This is a genomic window from Vulcanisaeta moutnovskia 768-28, assembly GCF_000190315.1.
Classification (GTDB): Archaea; Thermoproteota; Thermoprotei; order Thermoproteales; family Thermocladiaceae; genus Vulcanisaeta; species Vulcanisaeta moutnovskia.
The window spans coordinates 623,128-647,071 of record NC_015151.1 but is presented as its reverse complement, the minus strand read 5'-3'; the positions used below and the strand labels follow the sequence as shown (position 1 = coordinate 647,071).

General features: G+C 42.8%; 24 protein-coding genes and 1 tRNA gene. 9 read left to right on the top strand and 16 right to left on the bottom strand.

The window, feature by feature from the left end; all coding sequences use genetic code 11:
- Positions 1 to 84 precede the first annotated feature (84 nt).
- From VMUT_RS03490 to VMUT_RS03470, 5 genes are all read right to left on the bottom strand, one after another.
- Positions 85 to 666: a DUF6884 domain-containing protein gene (locus VMUT_RS03490; protein ID WP_013604048.1), complete on the bottom strand. Its 582-nt coding sequence runs from the start codon at positions 664 to 666 to the stop codon at positions 85 to 87.
- On the bottom strand, positions 663 to 1,439 hold the full coding sequence (locus VMUT_RS03485; RefSeq protein ID WP_013604047.1) for a Rossmann-like domain-containing protein: 777 nt from the start codon (positions 1,437 to 1,439) through the stop codon (positions 663 to 665). The genes VMUT_RS03490 and VMUT_RS03485 overlap by 4 nt, the downstream gene beginning before the upstream one ends.
- A 1-nt stretch (position 1,440) precedes the next feature.
- Positions 1,441 to 2,166 (bottom strand): DUF72 domain-containing protein, encoded by a 726-nt coding sequence (locus tag VMUT_RS03480; protein WP_013604046.1) that lies wholly within the window; start codon positions 2,164 to 2,166, stop codon positions 1,441 to 1,443.
- A gap of 362 nt (positions 2,167 to 2,528) precedes the next feature.
- A complete protein-coding gene (locus VMUT_RS03475; protein WP_013604045.1) occupies positions 2,529 to 4,151 on the bottom strand; it encodes a hypothetical protein in 1,623 nt (540 codons plus the stop codon).
- Between the two features lie 293 nt (positions 4,152 to 4,444).
- A complete protein-coding gene (locus VMUT_RS03470) occupies positions 4,445 to 5,935 on the bottom strand; it encodes a hypothetical protein (protein ID WP_148224644.1) in 1,491 nt (496 codons plus the stop codon).
- Positions 5,936 to 6,191: 256 nt separating this feature from the next.
- Here VMUT_RS03470 and VMUT_RS03460 point away from each other — a divergent pair, with 256 nt between their 5' ends.
- The gene (locus VMUT_RS03460; protein WP_048056840.1) at positions 6,192 to 6,557 is read left to right on the top strand and encodes an aspartyl protease family protein; all 366 of its coding nucleotides are present in this window, start codon (positions 6,192 to 6,194) and stop codon (positions 6,555 to 6,557) included.
- Here VMUT_RS03460 and VMUT_RS13085 read toward each other — a convergent pair.
- The 4 genes from VMUT_RS13085 to VMUT_RS03445 form a co-directional block, all read right to left on the bottom strand.
- On the bottom strand, positions 6,554 to 6,721 hold the full coding sequence (locus VMUT_RS13085) for a hypothetical protein (protein WP_013604041.1): 168 nt from the start codon (positions 6,719 to 6,721) through the stop codon (positions 6,554 to 6,556). The two genes, VMUT_RS03460 and VMUT_RS13085, sit on opposite strands and share 4 nt — an antisense overlap.
- A gap of 92 nt (positions 6,722 to 6,813) precedes the next feature.
- Positions 6,814 to 6,966 carry a hypothetical protein gene (locus VMUT_RS13080; protein ID WP_237699706.1) on the bottom strand — a complete coding sequence of 51 codons (153 nt, stop codon included), beginning with the start codon at positions 6,964 to 6,966 and terminating at the stop codon, positions 6,814 to 6,816.
- A gap of 177 nt (positions 6,967 to 7,143) precedes the next feature.
- Positions 7,144 to 7,803 carry a 2,5-diamino-6-(ribosylamino)-4(3H)-pyrimidinone 5'-phosphate reductase gene (locus VMUT_RS03450; protein ID WP_013604040.1) on the bottom strand — a complete coding sequence of 220 codons (660 nt, stop codon included), beginning with the start codon at positions 7,801 to 7,803 and terminating at the stop codon, positions 7,144 to 7,146.
- Positions 7,796 to 8,320: a GTP-dependent dephospho-CoA kinase family protein gene (locus VMUT_RS03445; protein WP_013604039.1), complete on the bottom strand. Its 525-nt coding sequence runs from the start codon at positions 8,318 to 8,320 to the stop codon at positions 7,796 to 7,798. Before VMUT_RS03445 ends, VMUT_RS03450 begins: the two co-directional genes overlap by 8 nt.
- A 112-nt stretch (positions 8,321 to 8,432) precedes the next feature.
- Between VMUT_RS03445 and VMUT_RS03440 the strand changes: the two genes are divergently transcribed.
- The 6 genes from VMUT_RS03440 to VMUT_RS03420 all read left to right on the top strand — a co-directional run bounded on the left by VMUT_RS03440 (position 8,433) and on the right by VMUT_RS03420 (position 14,450).
- On the top strand, positions 8,433 to 9,266 hold the full coding sequence (locus VMUT_RS03440) for a hypothetical protein (RefSeq protein ID WP_237699705.1): 834 nt from the start codon (positions 8,433 to 8,435) through the stop codon (positions 9,264 to 9,266).
- Positions 9,267 to 9,345: 79 nt separating this feature from the next.
- A complete protein-coding gene (locus tag VMUT_RS03435) occupies positions 9,346 to 9,642 on the top strand; it encodes a hypothetical protein (RefSeq protein WP_148224642.1) in 297 nt (98 codons plus the stop codon).
- Between the two features lie 31 nt (positions 9,643 to 9,673).
- On the top strand, positions 9,674 to 11,023 hold the full coding sequence (gene truD, locus VMUT_RS03430; RefSeq protein ID WP_013604036.1) for a tRNA pseudouridine(13) synthase TruD: 1,350 nt from the start codon (positions 9,674 to 9,676) through the stop codon (positions 11,021 to 11,023).
- A 69-nt stretch (positions 11,024 to 11,092) separates the two neighbouring features.
- Positions 11,093 to 11,755, top strand: a complete 663-nt coding sequence (locus VMUT_RS03425; protein ID WP_013604035.1) for a hypothetical protein — start codon at positions 11,093 to 11,095, stop codon at positions 11,753 to 11,755.
- A gap of 460 nt (positions 11,756 to 12,215) precedes the next feature.
- Positions 12,216 to 12,354: transfer RNA gene (locus VMUT_RS12610), tRNA-Thr, on the top strand.
- Between the two features lie 194 nt (positions 12,355 to 12,548).
- A complete protein-coding gene (locus VMUT_RS03420; RefSeq protein WP_013604034.1) occupies positions 12,549 to 14,450 on the top strand; it encodes a hypothetical protein in 1,902 nt (633 codons plus the stop codon).
- On the opposite strand, the gene VMUT_RS03415 is transcribed toward VMUT_RS03420, so the two are convergent.
- Positions 14,438 to 15,289, bottom strand: coding sequence for an ARMT1-like domain-containing protein (locus VMUT_RS03415; RefSeq protein ID WP_013604033.1), 852 nt, complete (start codon positions 15,287 to 15,289; stop codon positions 14,438 to 14,440). The two genes, VMUT_RS03420 and VMUT_RS03415, sit on opposite strands and share 13 nt — an antisense overlap.
- A 5-nt stretch (positions 15,290 to 15,294) precedes the next feature.
- Entirely contained in the window at positions 15,295 to 15,960 is a 666-nt protein-coding gene (locus VMUT_RS03410) for a molybdopterin-dependent oxidoreductase (protein WP_013604032.1), read from the bottom strand.
- Positions 15,961 to 16,135: 175 nt separating this feature from the next.
- Between VMUT_RS03410 and VMUT_RS03405 the strand changes: the two genes are divergently transcribed.
- A complete protein-coding gene (locus VMUT_RS03405) occupies positions 16,136 to 16,822 on the top strand; it encodes a trimeric intracellular cation channel family protein (RefSeq protein ID WP_013604031.1) in 687 nt (228 codons plus the stop codon).
- On the opposite strand, the gene VMUT_RS12605 is transcribed toward VMUT_RS03405, so the two are convergent.
- From VMUT_RS12605 to VMUT_RS03385, 5 genes are all read right to left on the bottom strand, one after another.
- The gene (locus VMUT_RS12605) at positions 16,803 to 17,033 is read right to left on the bottom strand and encodes a hypothetical protein (protein WP_148224641.1); all 231 of its coding nucleotides are present in this window, start codon (positions 17,031 to 17,033) and stop codon (positions 16,803 to 16,805) included. The two genes, VMUT_RS03405 and VMUT_RS12605, sit on opposite strands and share 20 nt — an antisense overlap.
- Positions 16,981 to 18,288, bottom strand: coding sequence for a replication factor C large subunit (locus VMUT_RS03400; protein WP_013604029.1), 1,308 nt, complete (start codon positions 18,286 to 18,288; stop codon positions 16,981 to 16,983). The genes VMUT_RS12605 and VMUT_RS03400 overlap by 53 nt, the downstream gene beginning before the upstream one ends.
- A gap of 6 nt (positions 18,289 to 18,294) precedes the next feature.
- Positions 18,295 to 19,305, bottom strand: coding sequence for a replication factor C small subunit (locus VMUT_RS03395; protein ID WP_048057160.1), 1,011 nt, complete (start codon positions 19,303 to 19,305; stop codon positions 18,295 to 18,297).
- A 159-nt stretch (positions 19,306 to 19,464) separates the two neighbouring features.
- Positions 19,465 to 20,133 carry a 30S ribosomal protein S7 gene (locus VMUT_RS03390; protein WP_013604027.1) on the bottom strand — a complete coding sequence of 223 codons (669 nt, stop codon included), beginning with the start codon at positions 20,131 to 20,133 and terminating at the stop codon, positions 19,465 to 19,467.
- A 76-nt stretch (positions 20,134 to 20,209) separates the two neighbouring features.
- Positions 20,210 to 21,664, bottom strand: coding sequence for an RtcB family protein (locus VMUT_RS03385; RefSeq protein WP_048057159.1), 1,455 nt, complete (start codon positions 21,662 to 21,664; stop codon positions 20,210 to 20,212).
- Between the two features lie 412 nt (positions 21,665 to 22,076).
- On the opposite strand from VMUT_RS03385, the gene gatE reads away from it, so the two are divergent.
- Positions 22,077 to 23,939 carry a Glu-tRNA(Gln) amidotransferase subunit GatE gene (gene gatE / locus VMUT_RS03380; RefSeq protein ID WP_048057158.1) on the top strand — a complete coding sequence of 621 codons (1,863 nt, stop codon included), beginning with the start codon at positions 22,077 to 22,079 and terminating at the stop codon, positions 23,937 to 23,939.
- Positions 23,940 to 23,944: the final 5 nt, after the last annotated feature.

Genomic DNA, 23,944 nt, shown 5'->3' with positions numbered 1-23,944 from the left:
TCTTTTACTAAAATGTTCGTTTAAAATGCCGTATATAAACGATACTTTAATTAATTGCTTTTAAAATTTTTCTATGTAGAATTATTAGAAACTGAAAGAATTCCTCTCAACTAATAATCTCCTCAATATAGATTGAGATTCACCAGGTCCTCTCACATAATGGTAAATCACATTGTCACAATTAAGGGTATTATCCTTACCAGTAATTACGTGAATCTCAGTCCCTAACCTACAGGGATCACTTATTAATTTCCTGAAGTACTTAATATACGTCTTCGTTAACCTAATAATCACGTAATCCCACCTACCATTAATTAATCGTTCCAGATCAGGATTACCATAAACCATCCACTTATTCAATACAGACTCATCAGCCTTCCCTAAATAAGCATCGTAAGGTATTATCCACCTCTCACCACTTATTACGCCATACCTAGCGGATAATATAAAGACATCAATGCGGCTCCTAAAACGCCTAAGAACACTGAACTCAGGTCCATCATACATGTCAATCGCTGGTCTCATTAAATCGCTCAACACCTTCCTATACTCATCTTCCCTCTCAAGATCAAAACCAGGCACCAAACCAAGTCTCTCCCTAACTAACTCCATCCTAACTGACTTCCTCTTACTACAATTAACAATAACGAGAACACTCTTACTCATTGAACACTCCTCGTAGATATGTACTTAAACAATAACCCCTTCCTATCAAGTAACCTATATCCTGCGCCAACTTTTAAAAGCTCAATAACTGAATGAGATTCCTTAACCAGGGAACTCCCAATAACGTCAATACCTAACTCATGAAGTACAGTAGGATATGCAGCAGCAGAAGGTCCGCTTAATACGGTGGTCGCCCCCTCCTTCTTCATGGCTAATAATTGATTAATTGTATTATTGATAATCGCGGAACCCGTTATCACTAATACGTCACACCTCGGTATTATGAACGGCGCATCAACATCTGGATAACTATCATGCCTCAAATCACTCCTTCTCTCAAGTTGATAAACGGTGCACTGACCTCTAAGCGTCTCGGCAACCGGTGTAATACTACCAACAAAGCAGGCAGTGCACAAGGGCCTAGCGTACTTTAAAATCTCTCTCTTCAAATCACCCTGGATAAGCCTAAGCCTCTCACGCACGACTAAGTAATGGGATATGGCGTTGACTAGTGCAATCCCTAAGGCCCTAACCAGGGAATCCAGGTTAACGACAAGTTCAGGGAGTTCCTCAACCCTTGGAACGACACCGACCTCGCCAGCCCTTAAATCCTCAAGTGGAGTATAGGCAATACCGAGGAACTTCCCAAGCCTGGTCCCTATGAGCACGTATGTGTAGTTGAGGCAGTTGCATTGGTCAAGGACCCTAACATCATCATTGCCGAGCAGTTTCAAGACGCCCTCAGCGACCTGCCTACTGAAGTTATTCACCATATCACTTCCCAATTAACTTCATGAACCTGATGGCATCATCGAGCATGTGCACGTTATTAAACATCACGTACACTGTGGATGACTCGGTATCATCAATGATGGCCTTAAGTCTCCCAAGGTCATCATCAGTGTACTTATATGAGTAATTAACCTCGCCCTTCCCAATCCCATGAAGCCTAAAGTAGGCTATACTGCGGGTAACTAGTGCCTCGTGCTTAAAGGGATCAACAACATGCACAATACCGGTCTCCTCAAATATCTTCTTTAGTAAGTTAACGTTATTATAACTAAGGCCCCTAGGCTCCCAACCAATCCTATCGCCATTACCTATCGTGCGGAAGAATTCAATAACATCCCTAACACTATCCTCAGTCACCTCCATGTAAGGCGGCGTCTGAAAGACATAAAACACCGGGTTAAGGGACCTGGTTACGTTGACAAATTCATCCCAAAGCTCGAGATTCTCCCTCGTGGGTCTCAATAATCCGTAATTACTCAGGTTACCCGTGAGTCTAGCTCTCTTTATCTTACGCCAAGTCGGTGAATCGCTGGTATGGGTCAATCCCTGAAGCACCTTAACTGCAAATTGAAAATCAGCGGGAGCCTCCCCCCTCAAACTACTCATCTTATCCTGTGTCGGCAGGTCATAAAAGGTCTCCTGTAACTCAACAACCCTAAACAACGAGTAATACCTAGACCGTGCCGTGGGGAATCCGCAAGTGCCCACCAAGATGTTTCTCATCATAAAGGTGAAATTAATGGTGTTTTTGTAATTTTCGCAATCTATTGAGGGTATGAGGATTAGGTATTAACCAGAATACTGTCCTCGTTATTGTCCCGACGATAATTAAAGTATATAGCACTATCAAAAGGTAATTAGTGTGGGGTCATCATTAACGTAATTTGATTGGCACTATCCTCGTCTGCCCGTAATATCGGGCGCCGCCATCCTTTACCTGCTTATTAGGGGCATTTATCATTGCCTTCATGCTTCAAGGAAGTTTCTCATCAATAATGATTAATGATTGATTTAAGGGGGTTTAAAGAGGGTTGGGGATTGATTGAGATTGGGGGTTTTGTTCTCAATCATCAGGTGCAGTATTGGGTTGTATAGAAGCCGTTGTTTGTTGTCCAGGAGTTCTCATTGTAGTAGTAGGCTGGCGGTGGTATGTATGCGCCATTACTGTAACTGCTCATAGCACCGTTTGAGTTAACCCAAACGTCCCAGTTAATGTCATAGACAATGTGCTCATGCTCCGTCCCTATGAGGTCACAACCACCAACACTCACGTCAACCGAGGCACCAGCAGGTATTGTATATGCCGAGGGTTGCGGATTATACGCAGGACCCATGTATGTATTGCCTTCACTCTCTGTCGCAAGATCATTAATATCTGTGTTTGTTGTAGTTGGTTGGTAAATCCACGTGGTATTAACAGCACCGCCTATCGGTGTCGAGTTACTGCCATCCCCAACAACATTTAAGGTAACCTGTGGACAGGAATACCCCTGGGTTATGGAGTTGCTCACAGTTATGCCTCCACTCGGACCTGTGGCTGATATAGAGAAGCCAGTCGCAAAAGAGACGGTGTAACTACCGCTTACTGAACACTGCTGAGCATGAGGACTAAACCCAGCCGTGCTAGTCCAGTAGCCTGGGTAGTAGCCGCCACCACTGCCCGCTATGTATGTGACATCCAGGGGTAATTGAGATGCACTGATCTCGCCATTCTCATACTCATAGACCATGTACGATGCATAGGCATCCTGGAAGGACTTCAAATAATTAATATAAGTCCCACTGTTCGGTTCATAGTAGATATAGTTATAAAGTTCGGCATAGCCGATTGAGTAACCGTTATACTGAGTATCAACTATCCCCGCCCAAGAGACGCAGAAATCAACTGTAGCTAAACCATACGAATCACTATAAGTCTGCTCACCATAGACAATGACGTATGCATTATTAACCTGGGCCGGTTGATTGGCCGGCACACCGTACTCCTGGATAACCTGCTCACATACATCATCACTAGGATCAATTGAAGGCTGCTTTGTTATTATTGGTGTCCATAGGTTGTTTGTTGTTTCCAGTGCTGATGATAGTGTGTGTGGTCCTATTATGAGGGCTTTCTCGTTTCCGTAGGCTACCACGTAGTTTAGGCCGTTTAGGTATTTCGGTACTGGCATTGCGACTATGCTCGTGTTGTATGCCCTAGACCACGCCAGGGCTAGGGCACGCTCAATAAGCAAGACATCACTGGCGTTTCCGTGGATTATCAGGAAATCACCACGCTCAATCAACAACACAATCAAACCAAACACCGTCGAGTTGGTATTGACAAAAACAACACCACTCTTATTAACAACGAGACTCGGACCAAGAACAGACCAATCAATGATTACTAAGCTATTGCTTGGTAGACTCGGTAATTCATTGATTGTTACTGGCTTGATTAGTGATTGGTTTATGCCGGCGTTGATGAGTTTCTGAACAAGCGTTGCCAGTCCGACTACGTAGATTGGCACGTTTATGCTTACTGGTGCTGGTGTGTTGACTGTTACTGGGCCTTCCTGACCGTTTGTATTGACGACCCTCACCAACGGCCTATGAATGACATGAATTGACAAGACGAGGCCTAGGACGACAGCAGCAACAACAATCGAGGCGGTTGCAACCAACCATTTACGGGAGGCGGTTTTCATGTTCATCGGGAATCATTAATTCACAGGACTTTTTTTACTTCGCCTATTCATAAAAAGTGATTCGAGCGGGGTTGAAAATTCCTAGGCCGTGCCTATCGAACCCGTCAGTAGGGCTTTTACCTGCCTTGTTAACGCATTGGTCATAGCCTCGATTCCCTTCTTAAAGCTTTCCAGCGAATCCCTTGGCTCAAGGAGTATCTCCGGCTTTATCGTATTTATTATATATGAATAATCATTCCTGAGAAGAACATGAGATAAGACCGTTTTTAATAATTAGAATAGGTTACTCCTGTTAATGATCATGGGCATGTATTAGTACCGTAAATCACGTTATATGTACCGCCATATGGGTAGTTAATTGATAATTGCTTAACAGTCCAGGGCGTGCCTGGTTGGTACTCAAGCACGAAGTATACAACGCTACTGAATGAGTTCTTGTAAGAGCCGTAGCACACCACACCTCTTTCCCAATAGACCGGCGAAACTGCGGTATTAAGTTTATTGGAACCCTGGACCAACGCCCACGCGCCACTATCAACCTCAAAACCCACTGGATACCAAGCTCCAGCGCTGGTTATTTGTGGTAGGCAGGTCCATTGATTAAGGAATGCGAACCACCAAACAATGTCGTTGAGCGCAACCGTGGGAGTCCATTGACTGTCCGTTATGAAGTTCCTATCGGTTGTACTTATGCCAGATGCCGTTGATTGGAACTGGAAGTTCAGCGTAACCCCCAATGGTAAGGGTACCGATATGCTAATGTAGCTTAATACGCCAGGCATGCAGGTTATTGTACCTGGCTCTATGCCTGTACCACCTGCGTACCCCATGTATGAATTGATGCCGTTGAGTACACCGTAATAGTCATTCCACGCAGTTGTCATATTAATGCCAGCCCTATAATAGGCAAAATAACCACCACTAAAACCAGGTTGATAAGTCATGAATCCAAGGTATTCAATGGGGATCTCGGGTATGGTTCCCGTACTCATGGAATTAGCAACTATAATACAATAATCGAATTGATACGTAGATTGCAATCCATTATAATACGCTTTTATAGATTGAAGACCTGTACTGAAGAACCAGCCGTACTGTCCGTTGAGTTGTCCACCATAGTTAGTCTGTATATAAAGACATGGATCCTGATTTGTGGAATCAAAGTTCGTACCAACTGTCATCGGTATTTTATGTGTCGTGCTGTACCAATATTCTATTTCCAATTTTAATCGTTGAGTTTGGTTGATGGGTATTACATTAATTATTAAACCTGCACTGCCAAAGCCAACTACATATGAGGGACCATTGACAGGGAATACCGGGAAGCCTATGACCTTACTGCGGTAATAGTTACCCCAGGCAACGGCTATTGTCTCCTCAAGCATTAAAACCTCGTTTGGGTTTTCGCTAATGATTACAATAAGGTCATTCCTACCCATTGAGTTCTCTAAAGCCTTCGCTAGTTCATCATAGTTCATGTGCAATGTCTTATTTACGTAGTTCCAATCAATAATTACTACAGAATCATTAAGTATCGATGGTAATTCATTGGGGGTGATAAGACTTATGGAGCTTGATGGTATGCCCATACTTGTCAAATTGTTAATCAATGATTTAGGACCTATCATAAATACATGGACATTGGAGGGTAGTGAGAAGTACGTTGATGGGTTCTCAATAGGTTTACCATGCCTGAGCACCAGGAAGTACTGGTTTGTGAGAAGAAGGGCTATTGCCATCACTAAGGCGAGTATTGATAAGGCTAGAGCCCATGGTTTAGATAAGCCCATACCAATCACCTATATCTACTAGTAGGCTTTTTTTGCTCTGGCTGTTCATAAAAGTTAATCGAGCAGGGCTAGGCCATCTTTACGATTGCTGCATTAATTGCTTTTCTTAATTTCGGTTTTATAGACAGTTATTTCTCATTATTTTCACGCCGTTGACTCTCAGCATTAATACATGAATTGTTATTTATTAATGATACTAAAATGCTGATGGGTATCTACATAAGGTTTAATCGCCTTTATGTCGTTATTTGCATATATGGGTTACGTTAAGGTTAGGGAGGTTATAGGTAATGTGGATGGGTTGATCGTTAAGGAGGTTGAATTCTTAGTCGACGCTGGCGCATTTTATACGGTAATAGGTCCAAGCCTTGCTAAGGACTTGGGAATTAAGCCGATAACAAGTATAAGATTAAGGTTAGCTGATGATGACCGTGAGGTCATTGCTGGTTTATCGCTAGCCTACATGAAGTTTCTCGATAGGGATGGCGTGTTTCCAGTGGTTATTATGGAATCGCCAGAACCATTACTTGGTGTCGTGACATTTGAGGGCCTTGGTCTCCGTGTTGACTCAACTACTGGCCGATTAGAGTACTCGAGGCAGTATGGATTGGCGGTTCTTTAGGTCATGATTGGCTTCTTCACGTCATTGATGTACTTCCTTACCTTATCAACCTCCTTCCTAAGTATCTCAAGGTCTATTATCCCATCGTAGAAAGTCATTTGGTGCAAATACCTCTCCCTGGTCCCATACCTATCCCTAAGACCAAGTCTTTCAACTTTTGACACCCCATTCTCCAGCCTCTCAAGGAGTTTCCTCCTTTCCCAATGATCAGCTGGTACGACATCCAGGTAATGAAGGATTAAGGCATTTGTGGCACTTACAATGGTGTTCCAAAGTTTCTTTGCAGCGTCACGGATCTTAAGTTGGTCATTAAGTCTAATATCCTCCTCAAGCTCGCGGAGTCCCTGGTAAGGAAGCTCTCGACATCATCAAGAATCATCTTTACCCTCTCAATCTTACCCGCAGCCATAGCTCTACTTTAAAGTCATGCAGTAAATCCTTAGTAATTTTGTCGATGCATTGTTAAGTCTAACAGAATTTACGTAATTATGAATTACGTGTTTAGCGGTATAGGAATCGGTGATTCATGCCATGTTTCCAACATGGCATGTGATTTAATCGCAGCGATTTTATTAAGGAAAGGTAATTAGCCTTTTTCAATGGTGTAGTCAAGCACTACCTCTTGACCGCACTCGCATATATTAACGGATTTAAGCCTTAACCTTGGTCCTTCCATCGTTGTTGGGTATCCCTCGCCTTCTATGAATGATGTACCTGCTCCGAACACGTATGGCGATATCGTAAGCCTAATCTCATCCGCAATCTCCTCCTTAATCAATTCCCAATTAAGGTGCCCACCACCCTCCACAAGTACTCTCTTAACGCCCTTCTCCGTGAATAGTTTCTCAAGGACGTCTCTAAGGTTAACGCGTTCCTTACCCATTACCCATACCTCAACGCCCATGTTCATTAATTGAGCGGTTTTATTACGGTCTGACTGTTCTGTAGTAACTATTATTGTTGGTGCCTCCTTATTAGTAATCACCTTAGCCGTTAGTGGTATTCTCAATTTCCCATCAATAATAACCCTTATGGGGTTCTTAATGGCCTTAACGTACCTGGGCGTTAGTGACGGATCATCATTAATCACTGTGTTTGCACCGACCATTATTGCATCAACGCTTGCCCTAACCTCATGGAGTCTCCTGAGGTCGAAGGGGCAGGAAAGCCTTGAATAACCAGTCTTACTGGCTATCCTACCGTCTATTGAGGCTGCTGAAACAATAATAACGTAAGGCTTAGGCATTACCTGGTCTCATCATTAAGAATAATTTAAACATGGCGAGTTTATACTCATCAACCACTGGTATGGCGATTAAGTAACCGGTATAGAGACCATACAGCACCAGGGAACCCTTCGGCGCCAGGAGCACGGCAGGTATAGCGAGCAAGTCTTCCTCACCATCAACTTGTATGAGCACTCTCGATCCACCCATTGCCTCTCTCATAGCTCCCCTTATGGCATTAATCACCTCAATACTTAGCGTGGCCGGTCTATTAATTATATTAATGACCTTATCAAAGCCCGTGATCTCCATACCCATGTCGATAGTCCTCCTGGTCTTTAAATCCATGAATGCCAGGTTGGGCACCCTCCAATACTTAATCGTGTTCATTGTGACCACATCACCAACCGTTATTAGGAAGGAACTCTCATACTCACTCCTTACCCTAACAATCGACTCAGGCGCCTCCCTACTAATCGCTATACCAAGTGGCCAAGCCATCATAGATCTAGCCCACTTACTGGCGAGTACATACACAGCAATGGCTTATTAACAAGCCATTAATAAGGAATATTGCGTGTTTGCCTATCTTGACTATCCCGAATGGCGCCGCTTGATTGAGGATTACACAACGTTAGATGAGTTACTGATGAGGAATATGAGGCAAGCCCTCTCGCTTGTTGTGATGGTTGGCGGTGGTTATGATGAGTCGATCAATAGCGTGTTTTTGAGGGTTTGGAATGGGTTGACGGGTAATGCCGGTTTTATTGAGGATGTTCATGCATTGGCTATTCAATATAGGAGGGGGTTGATTAGGGAGGCGAATTTTGCTGGGGAGTTGATTGATTTGCTTAGTAGGAGGAGTTTTTCCCTGGTTGATTTGATAATGATGAATAACTACCTCAAGCTTGTTAATGATATTAATGTCCTAGACCTTGGGCTTGCCGTATTCTACGAGAACCCTGAGTCGATATTAGCGGGTGTTAGGGAGCCGGCTGACCTTGTGCCGAATAAGTTGGTTAGTAGGGAGTTGACTATAGACCTGGAGGCTAAGTGTATGGTTGTTAAGAGGTCGTTCTCCGTCTACCTATCCAGGCAGTATGAGTCTAGTATTTATGTGGTTGATTGGTCTAACCCCGGCTTAATACCGTATAGTAAGTTCGCGTTACCTAGGGTTGAGGGTGTTGAGGTTTCGGACCCTGTCTTCTCGGCTATTGTCAGGTTTGGTGTTAGGGCTGTGAGTAGGGTTGTTGGTAAGGACTTCATACTAACCTTACCCAAGCCCATGGATGTTAAGACTGATGCTGATTACTGCGTTGGTAATGTATTCGTCTCCCTGCCCCAGAGTATGGGGCTTAGTGACTATCTATCCTTAATTGGTAAGTTAATGGGTATGGGATATAACGTGCGTAGGTCACCATTTACCCGCGTTGATGAGCTTATCGAGCATTGCCTATCGAGTCGTGAGCAGGAAGTGAAGTGAAAGTTTCAGTAAACTCTGTTACTTGCTATATACATAAGTCTGGAAGTAATTTATTAATCGCAGAGAGAGTATTTAGTTGATGAGTAGCTTCAGAAAACTTTCACTAATGAGGGTCAGGGAGTTAGTCATTGCCGTAACCGTAATAAACAATAAAAGGCATATCCTAGTAAACAATGAGACTTCTGAAATAGTTAGGGAGGTAAATAGGTTACTTGGGCTCAGGAGGTGCTCGATATGTGGTCGTTGGATTAAGCCTGAGGATTTTGGTTATGTGGAGATAGTGGGTAATAAGGTCATTAAAGTTGTATGCCAGGAATGCCTAAGTAATACTTACTCAGTTATTGCGGAGGTCGCGAATCAATGTCTTCTTAAATAATAAATTTCCTTGTACTACCTAGTCAATAAAAATGCCACTAGCATCAGAGGCCTGGTTAGATAGGTATATTGGAATGAATTACTACATTACTGACTGCGAGGGTATCGACGGTAAGGTGAAGCAGAACCTCGAGGATTTCATAGTTGAGGAGGTCTTAATTGATGGACAAGTCGTGCCCACCAGCATTACGGGTAAGCCACTACCCAGGATTGTTGGTAAGCCTGGTCCCTGGGTTTGGATGATTATTGAGAAGAGGGGCATTGACGCAATAACATTATCGTTAATACTAAGTAGGAAGCTTGGTGTTAGTCCTCGTGACATTAGTTTCGGTGGCTTTAAGGATGCGGTGGCCGTAACCTCGCAAATAGTCTCCGTGCGTGGGATCTCGATTAATGACGTACCTAGTGACTTTGGTAGGGATATTAAGGTGCTTAGTGCGGTGGGTATGGATAGGGCCTTCATTACGGGCAATATTTGGGGTAATGAATTCACCATTAGGGTTAGGAACATTGATATTTCCAAGAGGGATAGTATTAACTGCGTGGTTAATCAATTAATGGAGCGAGGTTTACCCACTTACTATGGTTATCAAAGATTTGGCTTAAAGAGGCCGAATTCCCACGTCATAGGTAGGCACATAATTCTCGGTGAGTTTGAGAGCGCTGTCAGCGAGTTATTGGCTCATGCATATCCAATGGAGCCTCCAAGGATAAGGGAAATCAGGGAGTTCATTGCGAGGACTGGTGATTACTCGAAGGCCCTTGAATTAATGCCCAGGGGATACAGATATTACCCAGAGAGGGCTGTGCTTAGGCAGTTATCCAGTAATCCCAGGGACTTCGTGAATGCTCTCAGGAAATTACCCCGTGAATTATTAATCCTTTATGTTGAATCCTATCAATCATACCTATTCAACTTAGCCCTGAGTGAGCGAATCGGTAGAGGTTTACCAATAAATAGGGCATTGCCTGGTGATATGATTGCACTACTTGATGAGCATGGATTACCAACTAAGCATGTTATTTACGTAAATGAGTCCATGGTTGATAAGGTGAATGAGCTAATCGTGAAGGGGCGTGCGATTCCTATTGGTCACCTGGTCGGTTATAATACCAAATTTCCACCTGGTCCTCAGAGTGATATAGAGATTGATGTGCTTAAGAGAGAAGGTGTTGATCTATCAATGTTTAGGGTTAAGTCAATACCTGAATTATCAATTAAGGGTAGCTATAGGTCACTATCCGTAAAACCCATCATCATTAATATTAACCTAGTTGGTAATGAATTAAACATAGTCTTCAGACTACCCCGTGGCAATTATGCCACGGCACTCCTTAGAGAATTAATGAAGAGTAAGCAACCTGAGATTGACTTCACGTAAATCATCTCATTACTAAGTCATATTTATGACTAAGAAATAATATTAAAGACAAAGTAGTGGCACAACAAGATGCAGCCAATATTATTGGGCGTTTTGGGGCTTGAGTACCAAGGGTTCATGGAGTGTGAGACTAACTTCCTACTATCACTAATGAACTCAATAGAGAGGGGTGTTACGGAGAATAGAAAACCGCAATACCCTAATAAGTCGTGGTGGTCTGTGTTAATGATGGAACCAGTAAAGGAGGAGCCGAACATAGACCCTACGCAGTCGCCACTTGTTAAGTTGACCAGAGCGTCACTAATAAACATACCAATTACGGACCCGACATACGGTAAGTATAGCATAAGGATGAACCAGGAGGTGGATCCAGCAACGGAGATAAACAATGTAATAAGCGCCATAATAGCCGAGGCTCAGACAAGGCCTGTGATAGCCTCAATTAATGCGCTTGACAGATTCCTACACACAAAGCCGCAACTTAAGTGTGAAATCTATAATCAACTCGATAATGCATTACGGGCTCTAATCATGAAGAGCGGCATAACGCACATAATACTATTCTCACCGTATGGAAGTCCTGAGGGGCCCGAGGAGGGAAGCCACTCAGATTATGGGATTTACGTAGCCACAGTAACAAGACCCAGACATGAGGACACAGTCAAGGTACATGAAATAGGCTACCTATTCAATCAAGCAGTTGAGGATGTAATGGCAAACCAGGAATTCTAAATCTAATAATCAAGTTTCATAAGTTATATTCACGGTATTATCAATCTTCTTGCCCTGACCAATGTACTTAAGTGCAGTACCTTCTGTCATCATTTAGGCGAGTACTTAAAAATCCTGGATTCCTAACCACAATATCTTCTTCATAATACTTCCAGTTTTCTTAGAAAGGCACTAAGTACTCTTTGGATAATTTCAGTTGCTCATTTTTATCATTTGTGATGATCACGTGATCATTATACTCTCTGGCAGCTCTTCAATACCTATTCAATATGAAGACACCTGAATCGTACAATACCCTTAATTATTTCTTCTCTGCGCAGGTAACGTACAATCTACAACTTAAAGATCTCTCAATTATTGAGATAATAATCATTGCTTTATCATAATTAAATAGCAATAGTCAGTTCCTATAAGAGACATCACGAAAAGCTTAAAACCCACGCAACATAACAAGTGTTTCGCCCCGGTAGCTCAGCCTGGTCGGAGCGCCCTGGGGCAGTAGCCCCGTGCAAGCCTCGTAAGCGGGAGGTCCCGTCAAGCTTAGCCCGGTCCAGCTGGGCTGAGCTTGGGATAAGGTTCAAATCCCGGCCGGGGCTCCAGTTCATTTACTGCGTAAATACTTTATGTTGAAAGGGTATTGGTTGTGGTTTTTCACCAGTATATCTCCGCTTAATGCGATGTACTTACATTGTGGGTAAAATACGAGGTTATTAATCAGTTATAGCATTTCTAGCTTTTCACGGTCTTTTCACGAGCGCTTCCTTAAATATATCTATTTCCTAATTCTATCCCAATGAGATCCCTAGTATTCCTCGTTATAGGAATTGCCCTATTGGCTATTATGGGTGTTGCTGTTTTGCATGCCCAGGGTGTTAATTCCTCCGTTAATTTTAATAGTGGTGTGAATGTAACGGGTCTTGTCGCATCTTATTACGTTCATTTATTCATAGCTGAGCATTGGATTGAGGCGTTAAATGCCAGTGGTATTAATTCTACGGCTTTAATTGAGTTAATTAACGAGGCTGAGTCCTATGCCAATATAGGTAATTACTTAAGTGCTATTATTACGTTGAATAACGCGATTAATCTGGCTGCTCATTTAATGACTAATGCGCACGTTAATTCAACGCAGACGGTAATTAATAATTACGTCTCATTAACATCAGCGGTAAATAATACTGTAATTAGTAATTTATTGAGTAATGAAAGCCTAGTGAACTTCACATTAAGGGCGTTATCAGTATTGAGTAAGAGTGATAATGCAACGTATATAATTAATATGAGCATGGCAATATTGGGTAATGAGGAGAAGAGTTTTCATCATTACGTGCCACCTAACGCTCTTATAGGTCTAAATACTACTATGAATATACTGAACATGACATACAACGCATTATTAAGCGCTGGTTATAACTCAACAGTTAGGCAGATAGTTATTATAAAGATCGAGGTAATAACAATCTCACTATTAACTCCTCCAGGACTGAGGACTTACGTGCTATCACGAGTACTCACGCCATACCTCATGACACTAAGTGAGAATGCTTCAAGGGCTATTAATCGGCTATCAATGTCATTAAACACGACCATTCCCACGCCACCGCAATTAATGGAATGCATGGGTAAAATAAATGAGACATTATTCTTATTGATGAGTAAGCCATTGAATGAACCTGAGGTTTATGTCATGGCTAACGATTTTATCAATAATTATACCACCTGCCTAGGGCAGATAAAGGCGTTAATTAATGAAACAAACACTACACAAGTCATAATTATTAAATTCATGAATATTACTAAGGAATTAAGTAATGTTGGGTTATCGAACTTAACACCCTACATTATCAATACGTATTCCCAATGCAAGTCCGAGTTAATCAATGCCTTCAATAGTGGTAATACGACTCTGATAATGCAGGTGCTAAATCAATGCAGTTATAAGGTTCATAATTATGAGGGCGAGGTGCATTACGCTATTTGGACTGTGAATATGACGAGGAATTACCTATCATACGTGAACTCTACTGTCCAGAACCTTGCAAGGCAACATGGGATTAGCGGAGTGACACCCATGTTATGCTATGTGGAACTTAATAATAGTATTATGAGTAATATAACCTCGATAATTAAGGCAGTGTTTAATGGTACGATAAGCCCCATGGAGGCTCAAACCCTAATAAATGAATATCTAAGCAGAGTCATTAATTCAACACCATCATTAGCCGCAGGTTGTTTAGGAATACCCGTAGCACCGCACTCCTATATACCAACATCCACCTGGATAACCACTACACCCAGCGCCACTGGTGAGTTATTAATTGGCACTAATGGAAGTGCTGAATTAACAATAAACATAACAAACCCAACCCAGGAAAACCTATACATAAATGGATTCAGCGTTGGAGGGTTAACATGCTCCTTCACAAAGGCTGTTGAAATAAGCGCAAATACCCAGGGCGCCCTTGAATTAGGCCTAGCTATTACCAATAATAGGATTACGAGTGTGTCGAGTTTAAGTGCATCAGGCAATGTTGAGGTTTCGCAGGGTACTACGGTAAATTGCAACGGGCATTTACCCATTACCTATATACCGGCGGTGTTAAACGGTAAGTTATACTTAAGCAATGATGAGCAATTAATGTTCTTTATAGTAACGGGTGCAGAAACCAGTACACTAATTAATTATGGTTGGTGATAATTTAGCCCCATTGAAATGACTGGTTTATTCCTCTCGACACTAAATAACCTGGCTATTAATGGGCACTTGGCTCTAAATAGGAATAGTACATTTTTAAGTATTGGGCTTTTTTCCATAAATGTCTCCAGGTTATCAAGACCCTTGGAGATAACGAGATCGTAATTCATCAATTCCCTAATTACTTCATCATACCAAAATGCCGAGTAATTACCTGGTAGCTCCCTAACCTCTGCGTTTCTCGCTTTATTAATAACGTAATCGTATGTAACATCAACCTCATATGGTTTATCTCTAGCGTATACCACGACATTAATACCTATCGAAGCCAGCTTTTCAATGAGTAATAAGTCGAATTGAAACTCACCAGCATTATCAACTAGATACGCGATTTTCCTAGCATGATTAAGCTCATTCCTTAGATCTATGGGATTTGTGCCTAACCAAGTTGGTTCCTCAAGTATGTTCTTCACGAAGTCATCAACACTAAAATCGTAACCTCTCATTGGTATGTCAACAGAGTTTGCCGAAGCTGCGAGCTTTACATAATCAATAACATCATCACTAAGGCTTAACCTACCTATTAATTCCCTCGCAGTTCTTTCAAGCATTAACTTCTCATCAGCATGTGGATCCACATTATTAAGGGATCTTGCCATGTAGTTAAACGTCTCAGTAAACACGGTTGCCCTACCCAAAGGCGCTAATTCCATCACGATTTTCCCCAGGTCAGTGAAGGATCTAGCGTCATTAATGCCCAATCTTCTCAACTCACTGAACCTGGACTCAAGGACACAGAGCAAGCAGTCACTGATGCTTATATACCATGGACCACGCATAAGCGTCACCTCACCACTCTAACTCTCCTTCTCATCGTTACTGGATTACCCTCACTAAACCTCTCTTCAAGCCATGGATCACCATTATCATGATAACCAAGTAATTCCCAATAACCAGCTTCATTACTATCCATGACAATTAACTCACTAAGGTACTTAGCACTTTTCCAGCCGTAGCGCGACGGCACAACAAGCCTCAGTGGAAAGCCATGCTCCCTAGGCAGTATTTTCCCATTCATTGCGTAGGCAATTATTGTTGTTTTTTCAAGCAGGGTACTCAGTGGTAGGTTTGTTGTGTAACCATCAATGCCTACGGCCATTACATAATTGCCTTTAGGCTTTGCCATATCAATTACGTATCTAGTAGGCACGCCTCTCCATGTTACGTTTAACACACTCCATCCCGTAACACAGTGAAAATCAGCAACTAGGTCCATACAAGGTGCTTTTGTGAGTAGGTCCACGTACGGTATTTCAATATTATTCTCAACGACCCCAGTTACCCTTAACCTATAGTTAAATAGATCAGGGTCTTTAGGAGGGTCATAAACGTCATAAATTATGAAGCGAGGTATAATCTTCTGGTTTGGTGGTAATTCACGTTTGTAAACTAACTTATCACATGGCCTACTTAATGCGGTCTTGAAGATTTCATCGATTGCTTTAATCACGATTTACTAAGTCAAGGCTACTTTTAATAGGTTTAGGTATGGCTCATTAAAATTAATAGTGAACTTAAACTCTCCATGTCTTAGAGACTAGGCAAAGATAATGGGATGCTCGCTTTTAGGTGTGTAATTAAAATGGATAGTTAGGATTAAATACCTAGTACGTACTTCGTCTTCCGTGGGTTTCGTAAATCTATTAATAAACATATTTAATTATATTGGGATAATGGCGTTCGCGGCATCCGGCGCTTTTAAGGCATATGAGAAAGACCTAGATATTTTGGGCGGTGTTGTACTTGGTTCATCAGTTGCCCTTGCTGGTGGTATAATTAGGGACATCCTCATTGGTGTGTTTCCACCAACGAATATTGTTTACTTGCCCTATCCAATAATGGCGATAATCGCATCATTAATGGCCTATGTATTCTACCCATGCATCTCCAGATATAGGAATGCGCTCATGTATGCAGACGCGATTGGTCTCGGCACGTTCTCTGCCGTGGGTGCTGAGATAGCCGCTGAGCATGGACTTAACATACTTGGCGTGATATTAATGGCTGCGGTGACTGCTACAGGTGGTGGTGTTGTTAGGGACGTGCTAGCCGGTGAGATTCCTACAATTTTCCGACGCGATATTTACGCAACAGTAGCAGTGCTTGGTGGTATAATATACCTAGTGTTTAGGTCATTACTAGGTAGTGAGACTGCGGTGTTTGCTACGGCGATTATAATAATAATTACTAGGTTCGTAATAATAATGAAAGGTCTTGATAAGGCGTATGTGACGGTGCATCTATCAACCCATAGTAAATCAGAGAATGTAAAAAGTACCGAGCAAAGAGGTGTTAATCCTCGTTCAAGTTAATGCCCAATTCGCGGGCTATATTCATTAACTTATTAATGCGGCTCCACGATCTATCTCTAATTATTACAACATTACCCATGAATTCAGCATTTAAGCCTAACTTGCTTAACGATGGTTCTAATAATTCATAAGTCTCGATGTCCATGACAACGACATAATTACCCTCCGGGTCTTTTCGGCGACTTACGTTGATCCCCCTCACCCTCACCACTGGTGTTCACCCCTCCAACGCCGAGTGTCTTCTCAACACTCTCCAGCGAGTAACCCATGATCTTCATTAGGCGTTCAAGTAGCTTCTTCTTGAAGGTATCACTTGTTGCCATTAACCTAAGTAATGGTATGTAGTATAAGGATACCTCGGAACTACTAACATGAAGTTCAACCCTAAGCCTATTAATCAATGCATCCCTTAGTTGCCTAATTTCCTTTGTCTTGGCCATTAGCCTAATCCTCTCAGGAAATGATAACCTAGCGAATCTAGGAAGCGGAGGTTTATTACGCACTAGCGCTACCCCCGCCGTCATTAACTCAAGCATGTACGGCATCAACTCCCACTCCTGAGTCTTTGTAATCCTACCTTTAACTACGTCGGATAGTGATAAATTATCGAAGGCATCACTAACAGCTTCTATGGACTTAGCATACACAGAGGGTATATTATCCAATGCCCATGGATAGTAATTCTCCCAATCAAAACTGGGTAAGAACGTGACAGACCTGGCCTCATCAAACCTCCTTGCATGAAATACCTTATCAAGCACCTTAAACATATCAAATTGGTGCGCCCTCTCTGTTACTGTAACGTCATCCTTTGTTAAGACCTTCTTACCCTCAGCAGCGGCTTGTAAATCATTTATCGCAGCCCTAACATCACCACCAGAAGCTTCTGCAATAAGCTTCAAGGCGTCTTCCTCGCATTTAATACCCTCGTTATTACATATTCTTCTTAATATTGTTAAAATATCATTCTCACGTAAAGGCTTTAACTGAATAACTTCAGCTTCATCCCTCAACTCCCTGAACTTAGGATCCCACGGATTATTTGCGGTCATTATAATGGGCCATGTAGATTCCCTAATTAATTCCACAATTGCTGCCAACCCACCCCTATCCTCCCTGACATTTAATCCATCAACCTCATCAAATAGTATAATCCTACCCCTAAAGCCAAAGAGCGAGCCCATCTTCATCGAGCCACCAATTATCTGCCTAATCCTCTCGCCGGTCCTTACATCACTTGCATTAAGCTCGAGAACTTCATAACCCTTCTCATTGGCCAATGCATAGGCAAGTGTTGTCTTACCAGTGCCAGGTGAGCCTACAAGCATCACAGCCTTCCTACTTGGTTTACCCTTCTCCCAGCTATTTATCCAATCAAGTAACGCCTTCTTAGCCTCCTCCTGATTAACAACCTCAGATAATTTACGCGGCCTATACTTTTCTATCCATGGTATTTTCCTAGACAATTAGTGTCACCTCTTCTTGGCAGGTGCCTTGGTCTCCTTACCAGTTACTAACCCATACTTCTTACCAATCAACATTAGCCTAGCCAGGAAAGCTGAAAGCTGTATCTCCTCATCAGAACCCTCAGTGAGTCTATAATCAATGTCAGCCGCTGTCTCAGCAATCTCAACCTTAGCTTCATCAGGAACATTAATGGCACCGCTCATTATCTGTCTCTGTATTACCCTCAGTATTTCAGTTCCGGATACACCATGCTCATACATTAAAGTCCTTAACTTATCCCGTGCTCTAATGAAGTCGCCATTGAGTGCAATATTTACTAGGTCAACAATATCCTTAGGTTCTATATAACCCACGGTTTTATAAACAACCTCAGGCGTTATTTCCCTGGCCGTGGCAGTCGCTGCCTGTAGTGTGTTTATTGCTTTTCTCATGTCTCCCTGGCTTATGTCCCAGATGGCCTCGAGGGCCTCATCAGTAACCTTAACACCCTCCCTCGAAGCAATATCCCTAAGCCTACCAAGAACAGCATCCTTAGGAAGCGGCGAGAATCTAAACATGGCGCAGCGGGATTGTATTGGATCGATGATCCTGGACACGTAATTGGCAATCAGTATGAACCTGGTCACGTTCGCATACATCTCCATCATTCTCCTAAGGGCCTGTTGTGCATCGGATGTCATGTTATCAGCCTCATCAAGTATTATCAACTTATACGGTGCCTTACCCATAGGGGCAGTCCTTGCGAATTCCTTAACCCTCTCCCTAATTGTTGTTATTCCTCTTTCGTCGCTTGCGTTTAGTTCAAGGACATTCTCACGCCAAGCATCACCATACAGCTCACGGGCTATGGCAAGAGCCATCGTAGTCTTACCAGTACCAGGAGGACCATAAAAAAGCATGTGAGGCATGTTACCAGTCTTAAGAAGCTGCTTCACTCTTTCCTTAACTTCCTCCTGGTCAATAATGTCATCAATCCTCGAAGGACGATACTTCTCAACCCATATCAATTCTGCGATTGACATTACGAGTAATTATTGAATTACTTAGTTAAATAAATATTCCTCCTGGGTGGCCAGTAAAATAATATTAAAATTTAAGAAGTGCATGGTGTATTGTTTCATGCAGGTTAATATTAAGTTATTGCGAGTAGTTGAATATAGAGTAATTAGGTATTGTCATCTTGCGCTTGCGGCTACTCTCTCCATCTCATCCTTCTTCCTAATGGCATAGGACTTCTGGTCATTCTGTGCGGCAGCGATTATCTCATCAGCAAGGCACTCTTCAATGGGTTTAGGATTATTGAAGGAACATTGTCTAGCTCCCTCAATTATCCACTTGATGGCTAGGTCTAGTCTTCGCAATGGCGAAACATCAACGGATACTGGGTATGCAATACCGCCATATACGACCCTAGTGATCTCCTCCCTTGGTGCAGCATTAACCAGGGCGTCAACAAAGATCTGTATTGGATTCTGGCCTGCCTTTAGATAAACCATGTCGAAGGCTCTCTTAACAATATTATAGGCCTTGTGCTTCTTGCCAGCGTTCCTACCTGGGTGCATTAATTGATTAATCAATCTCTCAATGGCTGGTATCTTCGCCTTACCAAACTTTCTCTTCTGATACCTACCACTCGTGTGCGGTAAGTACATGGGCTTAAGGCATAGGTATCTCCTAAGACCTGGGTCCTTAACAATAACGTTATCAAAGGGCCACTTACCAAATAACTTAATTGATTCACCATCCAGTGCCTTCAAATCCCTCGGACACTCCTCAATTATCGTTACACCACTAACCTGATAAGTAACAGTCTCCTTAGACAGTGTAATTCCTCGATCACTCATTACGCAGGATAAGAAACGGGCACCTTTTTAAAGATTTACTATTATCCAGCTGGGAATGGTTTAAAGCAATAAAGCCTTAGCCCTTAACAACACCAATGGGTGTATGCCTCGAGACCCTCTTAGCCATACCAGTTAACTCGGCAATCTCAGCTACCTTATCAACGTTCTTATAAGCCTCAGGCGCCTCCTCAGATATTATCTCACTCTCTGCAGATCTCACGATAATGCCCCTACTCTCCAGAGTACTCCTAACCTTATTTGGTGGTAGCATCCTAACCGCGGCCGACCTACTTAGCGTTCTACCAGCTCCGTGAGGTGCCGTACCAAAGGTTACCTGGAATGACGTTGGTAAACCAATCAATACGTAGGATGCCGTGCCCATGCTACCGGGTATTAGGACGGGCTGTCCAATATCCCTATACTTAGGTGGTATCTCCAGCCTACCCGCTGGGAATGACCTTGTGGCTCCCTTCCTATGCACGAGAACCCTCCTAACGTGACCCTCGTCATCAATCACGTGATCCTCAATCTTAGCGATGTTATGGGCGACATCATAGACAATCTCAAGACCAAGCTTGTCCGGGTCCTTACCAAAGGCCCTCCTGAAGGCTTCCCTAACCCAGTGCGTTATTATTTGCCTATTCGTCCATGCGTAGTTAGCCGCGGCCTTCATGGCAGCTAGGTAGTCCTGGGCCTCCTTGGTGCTCAGGGGCATCGCTGCCAACTCCCTATCCGGCAGGAACAAGCCCCACTGCTTCATCTTATTCTCCGCAACCCTTATGTAATCAGTGGCGACTTGGTGACCAAGACCTCTACTACCAGTATGTATCAGAACCATTACCTGACCCTCCTGCTCAATACCAAGCCTCTTGGCTAGGTTCGCATCGAATATCTTATTAACGACTTGAATCTCAATGAAGTGGTTACCACTGCCAGTAGTACCAAGCTCATCCTTACCCCTCTCCTTAGCCCTCTGACTAACCTTACTCGAGTCCGCACCCTCATAATGCCCAAACTCCTCAATGAAGTTCTTATCATCACTCCAACCATAGCCCTTAGACAATGCCCAATCAACACCATCATCAAGCACCTTATCCAGGTCACCAAAGGACAACCTAAGCAACCCAGTCTCACCAACACCAGCAGGTACTAACTTGAATATAGTATCCACAAGCTCCCTTAATTTAGGCCTGACATCCTTCTCTGTTAAATTTGTTCTAAGAAGTCTCACGCCACAATTAATATCATAACCAATTCCTCCTGGGCTTACTACACCTTGTTCTATGTCCATGGCCGCCACACCACCCACTGGGAATCCATAGCCCTGATGGGCATCCGGCAGTGCAATGCTATACTTATAAATGCCGGGCAAGCACGTGACATTAGCCGCCTGCTCCAGTGTCATGTCCGTCTTCATCTTCTCAAGCAGTGTCTCGTCGGCGAATATTCTAGCTGGCACCTTCATGCACGGCTTATATCCCTTCGGTATCTCCCACACATAATCACTTATTTTCCTTAACGGTGGTACCATGATTAAGCCATAATTCATTATTGGGTTAATAAAACTTCACTCAATATCCAGTTGGGTTAATATCACGTATTTAAAACATGATTTTTCGGATCTATAAACCCCAGTTATGATTAAACCTTACATGATACTTAATAATTGTATTACGGACCATAAGCCATGTATTGACTTACGCATTATGAATTGTGATGCCATTTTATGAAAAGATAAATGAATAATTAGTTTAACGACTAATAAGGGCTTAATCAATCGCCTAAAACATTCTCAATATTTAAGTTTCCCAGGGCTTACTCGCCGATCAGTATTAAGATTTTAAGGATTTAAGGTCTTGACAGATTAATTATTAATGCTTAAAGACAATGGGCGGCGTTAAGTAATTAAATAGGTATGGTTTTTAGTCATGGGTATTATGCCGATTGATTATAGGGCTGTTGGGCTTAAGGTTGGTTTGGAGATTCATGTTCAATTGAATACTGGTAGGAAGTTGTTTTGTAATTGCTCTCCGGTCATTAGGAATGATGAGCCTCATTTCAGGGTTGTTAGGAGGTTGAGACCTAGCATGAGTGAGCTTGGTGAGGTTGATCCAGCGGCCATTTGGGAGTTTAGGAAGCATAGAACGTTCATTTATGAGGGTTATTACGACACCACGTGTCTTGTGGAGCTTGATGAGGAGCCTCCGCATGACCCAGACCCTGAGTCTCTCGAGGTTGCGTTAGCCGTTGCTATGATGTTTAATGCCAAGATATTTGATGAGGTTTACGTGATGAGAAAGACCGTGATTGATGGGTCCAACACCTCGGGTTTCCAAAGGACCATGTTAATAGCCCATGATGGTTTGGCCAAGTTCTTTGATTATAAGGTCCCGATACAGACGATAGCCCTTGAGGAGGATGCGGCTAGGAAGATTGAGGAGAAGGGTGACACGGTTGTTTATAGGCTTGATAGGCTTGGTATACCGCTTATTGAGATTTCCACGGGAATACTCACCTACAGCCCACAGGAGGTTATGGAGGTGGCTTACTACATTGGTCATAGTATTAAGATGACGGGGAAGGCGAAGAGGGGGCTTGGTACGGTTAGGCAGGACGTGAACGTGTCCATTGAGGGTGGCGCTAAGACGGAGATTAAGGGAGTCCCAGACCTTAGCCTGATACCCAGGGTCATTGAGTATGAGGTTCAGCGTCAATTAAACCTACTGGCTATTCGTGATGAATTAATCAAGAGGGGTGTTAAGGAGGAGTGGTTCATTAAGGACTTTGTCGACGTTACTGACATATTCTCATCAACGAAATCTAACTTGATTAGGAGGGTCCTTGATGGTGGTGGTAAGGTCATAGCCATAAAGACACCGGGGCTAAGGGGTATACTAGGTAGGGAGGTTCAGCCGAATAGGAGGTTTGGCACGGAGTTAGCTGATAGGGTCAGGGTTTGGACGAGCCTATCCGGGCTTATTCATAGTGATGAATTGCCAGGCTATGGAATAACGGCTGAGGAGGTTTCTAAGGTATCTTCAAGGCTTGGTATTGATTCTTTCATACTTCTAGCTGGCATTAATGATAGGGATTTAAACGATGCCGTCGATGTTATTATCGATAGGATTAAAGAGGCACTTCATGGAGTTCCCGAGGAGACAAGGGCGGCTAACCCCGATGGAACCAATAAGTTCATGAGACCCAGACCTGGCGCCGCGAGGATGTATCCAGAGACCGATTTAAGGCCTATTAGGGTTACGCCTGAGATGATAGAGAAGGCCAAGTTATTAATACCTGAACCTATTGAGTCGAGGGTTAGTAGGTACGTTAGCTATGGCATGAGTAGGGAATTGGCTATGCAAGTCATTAGATCGCCGTATTATGACCTAATTGATTATCTAATTGAGGAGTTTCAGGGAAAGGTTTCGGCAACCTTAATAGCCAATACCCTAGTTAATACACTTAAGTCTCTTCAAAGGGATGGTGTTGATTTATCATTTATAACGGAGGAGCATCTTAAGTCCTTGTTTAATGCGTTGGCTATTAATATGATAACTAAGGAGGCAGTACCTGACATAATTAAGGCTTGGTCTAAGGAACCAAATAAGGATATTAACATCGTAATTAAGGAACTTGGCTTATTAAGGATGAGTTACGAGGAGGTCAAGAAGGTTGTTTTTGAGAGGGCTAAGGAATTGAATATTAAAGATAAGGACAAGCTATTGAAGGTATTAATGAAGGATCTAAGGGGTAAGGCTGATCCAAACGACATACTGCGTGCTATTGATGAGTATTTGAAAGGATGATTTCT